At 65.0% G+C, this 11,419-nt stretch carries 14 protein-coding genes; 8 read left to right on the forward strand and 6 right to left on the reverse strand.

Annotated features, from left to right (window positions below; genetic code table 11):
* The first annotated feature begins 4 nt into the window (after positions 1 to 4).
* The 4 genes from KJP29_RS05030 to KJP29_RS05045 all read left to right on the forward strand — a co-directional run bounded on the left by KJP29_RS05030 (position 5) and on the right by KJP29_RS05045 (position 3,280).
* The gene (locus KJP29_RS05030) at positions 5 to 415 is read left to right on the forward strand and encodes a DUF2946 family protein (protein ID WP_218462477.1); all 411 of its coding nucleotides are present in this window, start codon (positions 5 to 7) and stop codon (positions 413 to 415) included.
* Between the two features lie 40 nt (positions 416 to 455).
* Positions 456 to 1,853, forward strand: coding sequence for a PepSY domain-containing protein (locus KJP29_RS05035; protein ID WP_255553449.1), 1,398 nt, complete (start codon positions 456 to 458; stop codon positions 1,851 to 1,853).
* Between the two features lie 105 nt (positions 1,854 to 1,958).
* Positions 1,959 to 2,345: a hypothetical protein gene (locus KJP29_RS05040; RefSeq protein ID WP_218462478.1), complete on the forward strand. Its 387-nt coding sequence runs from the start codon at positions 1,959 to 1,961 to the stop codon at positions 2,343 to 2,345.
* A complete protein-coding gene (locus KJP29_RS05045) occupies positions 2,345 to 3,280 on the forward strand; it encodes a sterol desaturase family protein (protein ID WP_218462923.1) in 936 nt (311 codons plus the stop codon). Before KJP29_RS05040 ends, KJP29_RS05045 begins: the two co-directional genes overlap by 1 nt.
* On the opposite strand, the gene KJP29_RS05050 is transcribed toward KJP29_RS05045, so the two are convergent.
* Genes KJP29_RS05050 through KJP29_RS05070 form a run of 5 tightly spaced genes read right to left on the reverse strand, consistent with a single transcriptional unit; the run spans position 3,274 to position 6,519 of the window.
* Positions 3,274 to 4,059 carry a MaoC family dehydratase N-terminal domain-containing protein gene (locus tag KJP29_RS05050; RefSeq protein ID WP_218462479.1) on the reverse strand — a complete coding sequence of 262 codons (786 nt, stop codon included), beginning with the start codon at positions 4,057 to 4,059 and terminating at the stop codon, positions 3,274 to 3,276. The two genes, KJP29_RS05045 and KJP29_RS05050, sit on opposite strands and share 7 nt — an antisense overlap.
* Entirely contained in the window at positions 4,056 to 4,598 is a 543-nt protein-coding gene (locus tag KJP29_RS05055; RefSeq protein WP_218462480.1) for an NADPH-dependent FMN reductase, read from the reverse strand. The genes KJP29_RS05050 and KJP29_RS05055 overlap by 4 nt, the downstream gene beginning before the upstream one ends.
* A gap of 38 nt (positions 4,599 to 4,636) precedes the next feature.
* On the reverse strand, positions 4,637 to 5,005 hold the full coding sequence (locus KJP29_RS05060) for a hypothetical protein (protein ID WP_218462481.1): 369 nt from the start codon (positions 5,003 to 5,005) through the stop codon (positions 4,637 to 4,639).
* Positions 5,006 to 5,014: 9 nt separating this feature from the next.
* Positions 5,015 to 5,779, reverse strand: a complete 765-nt coding sequence (locus KJP29_RS05065) for a DUF6478 family protein (RefSeq protein ID WP_218462482.1) — start codon at positions 5,777 to 5,779, stop codon at positions 5,015 to 5,017.
* Between the two features lie 56 nt (positions 5,780 to 5,835).
* Positions 5,836 to 6,519, reverse strand: a complete 684-nt coding sequence (locus tag KJP29_RS05070) for a hypothetical protein (RefSeq protein ID WP_218462483.1) — start codon at positions 6,517 to 6,519, stop codon at positions 5,836 to 5,838.
* Between the two features lie 125 nt (positions 6,520 to 6,644).
* Here KJP29_RS05070 and KJP29_RS05075 point away from each other — a divergent pair, with 125 nt between their 5' ends.
* The 4 genes from KJP29_RS05075 to KJP29_RS05090 all read left to right on the forward strand — a co-directional run bounded on the left by KJP29_RS05075 (position 6,645) and on the right by KJP29_RS05090 (position 10,205).
* Positions 6,645 to 7,559: a CPBP family intramembrane glutamic endopeptidase gene (locus KJP29_RS05075; protein WP_218462484.1), complete on the forward strand. Its 915-nt coding sequence runs from the start codon at positions 6,645 to 6,647 to the stop codon at positions 7,557 to 7,559.
* 43 nt (positions 7,560 to 7,602) lie between these two features.
* The gene (gene accD / locus KJP29_RS05080; protein WP_218462485.1) at positions 7,603 to 8,547 is read left to right on the forward strand and encodes an acetyl-CoA carboxylase, carboxyltransferase subunit beta; all 945 of its coding nucleotides are present in this window, start codon (positions 7,603 to 7,605) and stop codon (positions 8,545 to 8,547) included.
* A 32-nt stretch (positions 8,548 to 8,579) separates the two neighbouring features.
* Complete coding sequence (locus KJP29_RS05085) at positions 8,580 to 9,815, forward strand: folylpolyglutamate synthase/dihydrofolate synthase family protein (RefSeq protein ID WP_218462924.1); 1,236 nt, start codon at positions 8,580 to 8,582, stop codon at positions 9,813 to 9,815.
* A gap of 246 nt (positions 9,816 to 10,061) precedes the next feature.
* Entirely contained in the window at positions 10,062 to 10,205 is a 144-nt protein-coding gene (locus tag KJP29_RS05090) for a hypothetical protein (protein ID WP_218462486.1), read from the forward strand.
* 69 nt (positions 10,206 to 10,274) lie between these two features.
* Here KJP29_RS05090 and zapE read toward each other — a convergent pair whose 3' ends face one another.
* On the reverse strand, positions 10,275 to 11,357 hold the full coding sequence (gene zapE, locus KJP29_RS05095; protein ID WP_218462487.1) for a cell division protein ZapE: 1,083 nt from the start codon (positions 11,355 to 11,357) through the stop codon (positions 10,275 to 10,277).
* Between the last annotated feature and the right edge of the window lie 62 nt (positions 11,358 to 11,419).

Here is an 11,419-nt window from a genome sequence, read left to right on the forward strand (position 1 = left end):
CCCCATGTCGCGCCGCGCCGCCATGCCCCTGTTTCTGACCCGCTGGATCGTCGCCTTCGCGCTGACGATATCGGCCCTGTTGCCGGCGTCGGTCATGACGACCCGCGATGCTGCTGGGGAATGGACCGTCGTCATCTGCACCGGCGACGGGCCTCTCGAACTGGCCGTCGATCCCGCGACCGGCGCTCCGATTGGCCCGGCGTCGGACATTCCCGGAGAAGACGGCGCGAGCCAGAAGGGGGCGCTCTGTCACCTCAACGACCTGCGCTCCGCGCTCGTCGCCTTCGATCTGCCGGGCGTTCGCCTCGCCGCGACCCTCGCCCAGGCTGCGCCGGAGCCGGTGGCCCTGCCGCTTCCGCCCCGCGCCCCGCGCTTTGACCGCCCGATCCCGAGAGCTCCGCCACTGACCGCCTGATTTCCGTTTCAAATCAGACAGTCAAAAAGGAGATATCGTCATGACGACGATGGACGCAAATCCTGCGGGCACGACCCGTCAGGCCACTTCATTCTATTTCACCGCATGGCGCTGGCACTTCTGGGCCGGGCTCTATGTCATTCCCTTTCTCGTGATGCTGGCCCTGACCGGGCTCTGCATGTTCTGGGTCAGCGCGATCACCGAAATCAATGGCGAGCGTGGCTATGTGACGCCCGGCGAAACGCCCGTGCCGCTGTCGCAACTGACCGCCGCCGCCGAAAGCGCCGTGCCGGGGGGGCAGGCCGGGCAATACATCGCGCCGATGGGTCCGGACCGGGTGGCGGTGTTCCGCATCAATGCCGGCGAGGCGTCGCAAACCGTGGTCATCAACCCCTATACCGCCGAGGTGATCGAGACCTTTCCTTGGGACGCAGGGCTCTACAACCTCGCCAACAACATCCACGGCACGCTTCTGATCGGCGATACCGGCGACCGGCTGATCGAGGTCGCCGCCTCGCTCGCGGTCCTGCTTGTGCTGTCGGGGCTCTATCTGCATTGGCCGCGCAAGTCGCGTGGCACCAGCCTACGGTCCATGCTCGTTCCCGATGTCACCGCCCGCCGCCGCGCCCTGTGGAAGTCGCTGCACGGGGTCTTGGGGACGTGGATGTCGGTCGTAATGCTGGTGTTCCTCGTTTCGGGCCTGAGCTGGACCGGGATCTGGGGCGGCAAGATGGTGCAGGCCTGGAACACCTTTCCGGCCGAAAAATGGGGCGCGCCCCTGTCCGATGCCACCCATGCCGAGATGAACCACGGTCCCGCCGACGAAGTGCCATGGACGCTCGAACAGACGCCGATGCCGCAAAGCGGATCGCTCGCAGGGCAAAGCGCGGTGGCCATGCCGGTCACGGTCGACGGGGTGGCCGCCTTTGCCGGCACGCTGGGCTTTCCGGGGCGCTTCCAGATCAGCTTTCCGGCGGATGAAACGGGCGTCTGGACGATCAGCCACGACAGCATGTCCAACGATGGTCACAACCCCGCCGCCGACCGCACGCTGCACATCGACCGCTATTCGGGTAACGTGCTGGCCGACGTGCCCTATGCCGACTATTCGCCCTATGCCAAGATGATGGCATGGGGCATCGCCTTTCACGAAGGCGATCTGGGGCTCTGGAACCTCGCTCTCAACACGCTGTTCTGCCTGTCGATGATCTTCATCCCGGTGTCGGGTCTGGTCATGTGGTGGAAACGCCGTCCCAAGGCTGCGCGCCGTGTGGCGGCCCCGCCCAAGGTCGAGGGTCGGCTCTGGGTGCCGGGGGTCGTCGTTCTCGGGCTAACAGCGCTTGCCTTTCCGCTGGCGGCGGTCGCCCTCGTGGCGGTCGGCGCACTGGATTTTCTGGTGCTGCGCAATATCCCGCGCGTAAAGCGCGCCCTATCCTGATCGCGCGCCGCCCCGGTTCCATGTCGGGGCGGCCCATCCTTCCCTCGCGTCCCCGTTGACAGCCCTGTGCCGCCCGGCAACCATTCCGGGCAGGGAGGAGCCGTCATGCCACTCGGTCTGTTGGCCGTCATCGTCGTCGTGGGTCTCGCAGCGATTTTCGCGGTGCTCTACTTCGCCGGGCTGACCCGCGCGATGGAGCTGACCGAGGCCACGGCGCGGCACGAATTCATCGCCGACAATCCGCCGCTGACGCCCGAAAGCATCACGCTCGCCGCCTCGCGGCAGGCCGCGCTGATCGAGGCGCAAGGGCTGCATCTTCTCTGGGTCATGGGGGCGGATGTGGCGACGCACCGACTGCTCGGTGCTATTCCGGTCGAAACGCCCGCCGGGCTGTCGGTGCATATTGCGGATTACGCCGCGCCGCGGGTCTCGCTGGTGCTCACCCCGGATGAAACCCGTGACTGGAAAACCCGAATACAGGAGGCCACCTGATAGACCTGTCCACGCTGAGTTACCCGGATATCGTCTCGCTCGCCGTGCCCTTCTTCGTCGCGGCTGTCCTGATCGAGATAGCGTGGATCGTGATCGCCAAGCGGGGCGGGCGCTACGAGGCGCGGGATGCCATGACCTCGCTCGCGATGGGTGTCGGCAATGTTGTTGCTGGCGTGCTCTTGGGTTTCGTCACCTACGGGTTTCTCATGTGGCTCTGGGAACTGACACCGCTCGATCTGGGCACGAGCCTCTGGGTCGTTGCCCTGTGCTTCGTGCTGGATGACCTGCGCTATTACTGGGTGCATCGCTTCGGGCATCGTGTGCGCTGGGTCTGGGCGAGCCACGTGAACCATCATTCCAGCCAACACTACAACCTGACAACGGCGCTCCGGCAGACGTGGACCGGCACCTTTACCGGCATGATGATCCTTTCCGCCCCCTTGGTGCTACTGGGTTTCCACCCGGCGATGATCCTTTTCGTGGGCGGCCTCAACCTCATCTACCAGTTCTGGATCCATACCGAGGCGATCGACAAGCTGCCGCGCTCGTTCGAAGCGGTGATGAACACGCCGTCGCATCACCGGGTCCACCATGGGCGCAATGCACGCTATCTGGACGCGAACTATGCCGGGGTCTTCATCGTCTGGGACAAGCTCTTCGGGACCTTCGTGCCCGAGCAGGCCGACGAGAGGCCCGACTATGGGCTCGTCCATAACATCGGCACCTTCAACCCGATCCGGGTGGCGTTTCATGAATGGGTCGCGATCTGGCGCGACGTGACCCGGCCCGGTCTGACCCTTCGGCAACGGGCAGAATATGCCTTTCGGCCACCGGGCTGGCGGCATGACGGCGCGGGCGGGTCCGAGCGGATCAAGGCCGACCATGTGGCGCGCCATCCCGAGGTCGCCGGAACTGCCGGTTTCGAGCGTTACTGAGCCTCAGCCTCCATCACCAGCCGTCCGTCCGGTGCCCGGACCCAGAGCTTCCTTCCGGCCCGGCAAAAGGTCAGCGTCTCCTGCACCACCGCAGGCGAGACGGCGCGAAACTTGAACTCGACGAGCAGCCCTAGCTCGCGTTCGGCTTTCAGCATCAGGAGTTGCGCCAAGAGCGGGCCATGCGTCACCAGCCCGGCATAGCCCTCGACCTCGCGCGCATAGTCGGCGTCGTAATGGATGCGGTGACCATTGAAGGTGAGCGCGGAATAGCGAAAGAGCAGCGTTGTCGTGAAGTCCACGTCTTCGGCATGCTTGTCAGCCGGGGCCTCCCGCGAGAGAGGCGCGGGTGTGTTCAGGTCGGGGACCTCTCGGTAGACGAGATCCTGATATTCCTGAACTCGAAGCTTGCCGTTCTGCGTGATGTCATGGCGCAGCGTGACAAAGGCCAGGGGACCGCTGCGGCCCTGTTTGCGCTCGGTCTTCTCGACCCTCGAGCGTTTCTCTGCGGTCTCTCCGGCGACAAGCGGACCGTGAAACTCCAGCCGCCCGCCAGCCCACATGCGGCGCGGCAGGCCCAGATCGGGGATAAGACCCTGACCGACACGGGGATGACCGTCCCGACCAAGCGCCTCGGCGGCGACCGGGTCCCAGAAGTAGATCTGATGAAAGAACGGCGGCAGGGCGTCGCCGCGCTCGACTCCGCGACCGAGCCCCAGCGTCACCGCAAGCGCCTGTGCCCGCGACGGGGCCATCCCGTCGGAGAGGATGACGTCCTTCATCGCCCGACCTCTGCGCGCAGTCGCTCCATCAGGGCGGACAGGTTCTTTTCCGAGCGTTCGTTCAAGAGCCGTCCGTCGTCTCCGAAAGCGGTCCCCGAATTGGCGATGAAAACCTCGGGACCATAGACGAGCGCCGGGCGGAACGGCATCACGCACAGGATCAGGTTGTGCATCATGCGTTCGCCCCCGGCGCGCCCGTCGGAGGCGGCGATGAGGGCGAGTGGCTTGCCCGTCCAGGGGTTGCCCTTGACCCGGCTCACCCAGTCGAGCGCGTTCTTCAGCACGCCGGGGATGTTCTTGTTGTACTCGGGCGACGAGATCACGACGGCATCGGCCTTTGCAATCTGTTCGTGCAGGCGCAGGACCGCCTCGGGTATGCCGGGACCATCCTGAATGTCCTGATTGAACACCGGAAAGTCGATATCGGCCTCGGTATAGCGGCAGGGGCCGAAGTGGCGAACGGCCTCTTTGAGGAGCAACCGGTTGGTCGATGCACGCCGCAGTGCGCCGGGAATACCGAGAAGGCTTGGCTCGGACATCTTGTCCTCCGTGACTCGTTGAGCGGGCGCTGCGAACGTCAGGTCGTTTCCACGCAATGCCGGCGGAACGCGCGTTTCAGCATGTCGAGCTCGGCGCGGATGAGTTCCATCTCGGCGCGGAAGTCCTCGTCCAGCGGCTGGCCCATGACGATGGTGAAGCTCGCCAGCCGGTCGCCGTCCTTCTGGCTGATGATGAAAGTCTGGACGCCCTCCGACAGAAGCTCGAGCGGGATCGGCACGGAGACGCGAAACTGACCCTCGACTTCGGGATCGCCCCGCAGGGTGGCGCCGTCGACCACGAGCCCGTGGTGCGTCACCTCGATATCGGGCGGCGTTTCGGCACCGGTCAGCACACCTTCCCAGGTGCCCGCATGGATCCGCGTCTTGGTCAGCACGAGATCAGTCATCGCAGTCCTCTATACTTCGGCCCGTGGCCGGCGCGAGAAATTCACGTCGCGCAGCATGACCTGGTTCATTTCCGGCCCTTCGAAGATCAGGTCGATCCAGGCGCGTTCGACCCGCTTTTCATTGAGCTTGGTGTAAGCGAGGTCGAAATCAACCGAGATTTCCCGGTCTCCCAGTGGCAGTTCGCGCACCATCTGTTCCGTGTTGGGACCGTGCTGCACATTGAGCCGGGCGAAGATTTCAAGCTTCTTCTCCGTCTCGACCGTGGCGTTCATGCGAAGCAGATGCTTGCGGCCAAGTCCGCGCATCGCGCTTTCGGGAAGGTCGATGACGAGCGACAGGAAGGAGCCGTCGAACTTGAACACGTCCATGCGCAACCCGAAGGGCGCGAGGTCATCCTCGTGTCCGTTGCGCATCTGCCGGACGGTCAGCTCCGAGATCCGGCAATCGTGGAACACGGTCACTTCCTTCCCGATCTTCGTCTTGCTCTCCACGCTCGCCTGCCCGGGCGGAAACAGGGGGCCACGCCAAAGCTCCGGCCGCCAGGACCAGTCGGAATGGAGGGGCTTGGGAAAGGAGTTCGACCCGATCAGCGGCAGGGCGAGGCGGCCGTTGGACACGTGCAGGACCCGGTCCGTCACCTGCCGGAGCTGGGCCGCCCGGGTCTGCACCCGGCGGAGCGCTTCGAGCGGCAGGGAATCGGCGGTGGCGGCGATGCTTTGCCAGCGACGCATGACCAGACGGTGCAACAATTTGTCGAAGGGGCCGAACGCCATGGGAGCCTAAGTTTCCGTTTGATCAACAGTATCCTGTCTAAAGCAAATTTATTGCCTTAGAGCAAACGCTTGAAGAATGCGCCCAGCCCTTTCTCGCTGGACCGGGCAGGGGTTGCGGGGGCCGGCGCAGTGTCACTGACTGGGTTCGCGGCGCGGATCGTGGCAATGAAGTCGATCATGAGATCGCGTCCTGCCTGTGAGGTCAGCGTCGAGGGGCGGGTGCCCGACACCGTAACCGTCACGAGCGCATCCTGCACGAGGAAGATGCCCCGCCAGTAGTCAGGCGCAAGATCGCCGGTCGCGCCGTCCCGGGCGCGCACGAGGATGAGGTCCGAGGTTCGTTCGAGGCTCAGAACCTCGACCGCCGCGCCACTGTCGGTGCGCGACAGCGCCCCGCGCCCTGCGTCGGTCTCAAGGAACGTCGCCAGCGTGGCGATCCCTTCGGCCGAAGCGGTCTCGGCTCCGAAGGCGGGTGCGGCCGCGGCGGTCAGGACCGCAGGCGCCGAAGCAGGAGAAGCCGAGTTCCCCTTACCGCCGCATGCGCCGTAAAGGACGAAGGCCCCGGTCGCGTCGTCGCGCAGCGTCGAGCGGTCCGCGCAGTAGCCCAACGGCGGCGCAAGGGTCACGCGGCCGTCGAGCACCCGGACCGGCGCGCCGGTCATCCCGGTCCCGAACCCGGCCCCCGAACAGGCGCTCAGAAGGGTCATGACGGCAATGGCGAGAGGCAGAAGCTGGCGCATGGGGAGGCCGGAATTTGTGACGTGGTCCGCATCGGGTCTAGGCAGGGTGACCCCCGGATGCAACCGGGTCCCTTGTTCCCGCGTGGGTCATGGCTATGTTCGGGACAGCGACAGGAGAGTCAGTCATGCAGTCATTCTGGGAACCAGCCCTGCCGCGCGTTCAGATCTGGCGGACGGTCCTCGGCTTCGCGCTGCTCATCGGGATTTTCTTCGCGGCCACGGCCGGCGTGTTCCAGCTTGGCGCCTATGTGACGGGCGCCCCGCCGCGCGAGCTGGTCTCCGCGCTCACGCCGCAGTCGACACTGCTCTTTTTCCTGACCTTCATCGGGTTTCACCTGGGGCTGCTCATCGTGCTGCCCCTGCTTCACAAGCGTTGGTATCCGTCGCTCTTCGGCCCGTCGCGGCGCATCAACATGGCCCATTTCGGCTGGGGCGTGCTGGCGACGGTTGCGCTGGCGACCTTCCTGTACGCGTTCATGTATGTCGACCGTCAGTTCCTTGACGAAGAGTTCCGCCCGCGCATCGTCGCGGTCCGTCCCCTGTCCGAGTGGCTCGTCTGGCTGCTTCCGGCGCTCGCCGTGATCTTCCTGCAGACTTTCGCGGAAGAGGCGGTGTTTCGTGGCTATCTGCTGCAGCAACTGCGCGGGCGATTCCGGTCGCCGCTCATCTGGGCGGTCCTGCCGTCCCTGATCTTCGGGCTCCTGCATTTCGATCCGGGCACCTATGGCTATGTCAACGCAGGTGCCTATGTCATCAACACGACGACGACCGGCGTGCTCTTGTGCCTGATCACCATTCGCACCGGGAACATCGGGGCGGCGGCCGGGTTGCACTTCGGAAACAACGCCGCGCTCATCTTCATCGGGATCAAGGGCAATCTCGAAGGCTTCTCGCTCTTCGCGGTCGAGATGGGGCTCGAGTCGGGCTATACCGCCTGGTCGATCCTGTCGCAGACCGGCTTCACGCTGGTGCTCTTCGCGATCTGGTGGCGCTGGATGAACCGGCGCGACGCGATTGCAAAACCGGCCCTTGCGGCATAGGTAAGCCCGAAACGCGACAGCGGCAGAGGCCAAGGAACCCGCGATGAACTGGATTTCGAACTACGTCCGGCCCCGGATCAATTCGCTCTTCTCGCGCCGCGAGGTGCCGGAAAATCTGTGGATCAAGTGCCCGGAATGCGGAACGATGCTGTTTCACCGGGAGCTTTCGGACAATCTGAATGTCTGTTCATCCTGCGATCATCACATGGCGATCACGCCGCGCGAACGCTTCGCGGCACTGTTCGATGGTGGCATCTTCTCGGAAATCTCGGTGCCCGCGCCGATCGACGATCCGCTCAAGTTCAAGGACCAGAAGCGCTATCCCGACCGGATGAAGGCCGCCCGTCATTCGACCGGCGAGCGTGAGGCGATGCTGGTGGCCGAGGGCGAAATCGGGCGCACGCCCATCGTCGCCGCCTGTCAGGACTTCAGCTTCATGGGCGGCTCCATGGGGATGTATGTGGGCAACGCGATCATCGCCGCCGCCGAACGCGCCGTGGTGATGCGCCGTCCGCTGGTGCTCTTTTCCGCTGCGGGTGGTGCCCGGATGCAGGAAGGGATCCTCTCGCTCATGCAGATGCCCCGGACGACCGTCGCGGTGGACATGGTGAAGGAGGCGGGGCTGCCCTATATCGTCGTCCTGACCCATCCGACCACCGGCGGCGTCACCGCGAGCTATGCCATGCTGGGGGACGTGCATATCGCCGAACCCAATGCGCTTATCTGTTTCGCGGGACCGCGCGTGATCGAACAGACGATCCGCGAGAAGCTGCCCGAAGGGTTCCAGCGCGCCGAGTACCTTCTGGATCACGGCATGCTCGACCGCGTGACGCACCGCAAAAAACTGCGCGACGAGCTGATCACCATCCTGCGCATGATGATGGGGATGCCGCCCGCGGTCGCGGGTGACCTTCCCGCACCCGAGGGCGATGCCCTTCCGGCCGAGATCACCGGCCCCGACATCGTGGTGGAGCCTGCGAAAAAGTGAGCACGACCGGCTCTGACGTCATCCTCGACCGGATGATGTCGCTTCATCCGAAGATCATCGACCTGACGCTCGACCGGGTCTGGCGGCTGCTCGAGGCGTTGGACCATCCCGAGCGTCGTCTGCCGCCGGTGATCCATATCGCCGGGACGAACGGCAAGGGCTCGACGCTGGCCATGATCCGCGCCGGGCTGGAAGCCGATGGAAAGCGCGTCCATGCCTATACCTCGCCGCATCTCGCAAGGTTTCACGAACGGATCCGGCTCGCGGGCGACCTGATCACCGAGGCACATCTGACCGAAGTGCTCGACCGCTGTTACGAGGCCAACGGCGGCGCAAGCATCACCTATTTCGAGATCACGACCGTGGCGGCACTCCTCGCCTTTGCTGAAACGCCAGCGGATTACACGCTGCTCGAGGTGGGGCTTGGCGGGCGGCTCGATGCGACCAATGTGGTGGATCCGGTCCTGTCGGTCATCACCCCGGTCTCCATCGACCATACGCAGTATCTTGGCGACACGCTGGCAAGGATCGCGGGCGAGAAGGCCGGGATCATCAAGCGCGGTGTGCCCGTGGTGGTCGGCCCGCAGGACGACGAGGCGCTTGAGGTGATCGAGGCGACGGCGGCGCGGCTGGGCGCCCCGGTGATCGCGCAGGGTCAGCACTGGCACGTCTGGCAGGAACGCGGGCGGCTGGTGTTTCAGGACGAAACCGGGCTTCTCGACTTGCCCCTGCCCGCCTTGATCGGCGCCCATCAGATCGACAACGCGGGTGCCGCGCTCGCGTCGCTTCGCGCGCTCCGCGTGGGCACAGAAGCCTGTGAGGCCGCGATGGTGAACGCAAGCTGGCCTGCAAGGATGCAACGCCTGCGCCAGGGGCCGCTGGTGGAGCTTGCGGGCGGGGCCGAGCTCTGGCTCGACGGCGGGCACAACCCGGCGGCGGGGCAGGCCATTGCACGCGTGCTCGAAACGCTCACGGACAAGAAGCTCTACCTGATCTGCGGGATGCTCAACACCAAGGACATCGCCGGCTTCATGAGACCGCTCATGGGGCACGCGGAACGGCTGACGGCGGTATCGATCCCCGGCGAGGCGGCCACGCTGTCGGCCGAGGAAACGGCGGCTGCGGCCAGAACGGCGGGGCTTTCGGCGACGACGGCGCCGAGCGTCGCCGAGGCGCTGAGCGCAATCGTCACCGAGGATCCGGCGGCGCGCGTGCTCATCTGCGGGTCGCTCTACCTCGCCGGTCAGGTCCTGCGCGAGAACGGGTGACGCCCCTGATGGGTCCGATCCGGAAATAATTTTCGCGCTGTCACCTCCGCCGGGTGGTCGCAAATCGAATCAAGCCTTTGACACGAATCGCTTTTCTTCCGATTCGGACGCGGCGGCGGCGAATCACACTCTATGTTGACCGATTCGGGCGATTCGCGCACAATACCAGCTATTAACTACGCGGGATCACTGCCAATTCCGGTCCCGCACATGGACCTGTCGAGCAGGACAGGACTGGGGGACGGGATGTTGAGGTTGCTTCTGGGCACCGTGCTGGTGCTCGTGGCCACGTATAGCCAGACATTTGCGCAAGACGTTCGGAGCATGCTCGTTTCGGCAGGCTGCTTCGACGAATTCACAGGCGAATTCGTCAGCCTTCCGCGCGAATAGAAAACAACGATCCTTCTGTCGGGTGGCAACGCCCCGACATCTCGTCCAAGCCCAACGCAAGATCGGTGGTCACTGGCCCCAGTCCTTGTCCTGCATTTCCCGAAGCCGCGACGCCGTGCGCTCGAACTCGAAGGACCCTTCGCCCTCGAGGTAGAGGTATTCCGGCTCGGCCGCGGCCGAGGCGACGAGCCGGACATGCGCTTCGTAGAGGGCATCGACCAGCGTCACGAAGCGCTTCGCTTCGTTGAAGTTCGACCGCCCGAGCGCCGGGATATCCTCGAGCACGAGGACGCGCAGAGCATCGGCGACGGCAAGGTAATCGGCAGGCCCGAGCATCTTGCCGCAGAGGTCGTGAAACCGCGCGCGGCCCACGCCATTGCGGTAGGCCGGAATGACCACCTCGCGCCCCTTGACCGTGAGCACGAGGGGGGCGGCCTCTCCACCGCCGATGAGATCCTGCCAGACCGCCTCGATCTCGCGCCGGGCGTCGGCATTGGCCGGGGTGAAATAGACCTGCGCCCCGGTCAGCCGATCCTGCCGGTAGTCCCGGGGGCTGGCCAGTTCGTGGACCACGAGCTTGTCCTTGATCAGGTCAATGAAGGGCAGGAAAAGCTGGCGGTTGAGCCCGTCCTTGTAAAGGTCCGAGGGCACGCGGTTGGACGTCGTGACCACCACGACCCCGGCCGCGAAGAGCATCTGGAAGAGCCGCCCCACCACCATGGCATCCGCGATGTCAGTGATCTGCATCTCGTCCAATGCAAGCAGCCGAAGGTCGCGCGCGATCTTTGCCCCGACCGGGGCGAGCGCGTCGGATTCGCCTGCCTTGCGCGCCTGGTGCAACCCGTCCTGCACCTCCTGCATGAAGGCGTGGAAATGAACCCGGCGCTTGCCCTCGATGGGAAGGTGGTCGACGAACAGGTCCATGAGCATCGACTTGCCTCGGCCCACGCCGCCCCAGAGGTAAAGCCCCTTGGGCATATCCTCGGGCTTGTGGAAGAGCCCGGACAGGAACCCCTTCTTCTTCGACCCAGCGGCGATCAGCCCGGCCCGTATGTCGTCGAGCAGCGGCAAGGCCGCCTCCTGCGCTGGATCGGGCGTGAGGTCGCCTTTGGCCACCTTTGCGGCATATATCTCTTGCAGCGTCTCGCTCATGGCCATCCTCTACCGCGCTGGTTCGCATAGGGAAAGCTGATTGGTCACATCATCATTTGTCG

This window comes from Maritimibacter sp. DP1N21-5 (genome assembly GCF_019218295.1).
In the GTDB taxonomy this organism is placed as follows: domain Bacteria; phylum Pseudomonadota; class Alphaproteobacteria; order Rhodobacterales; family Rhodobacteraceae; genus Maritimibacter.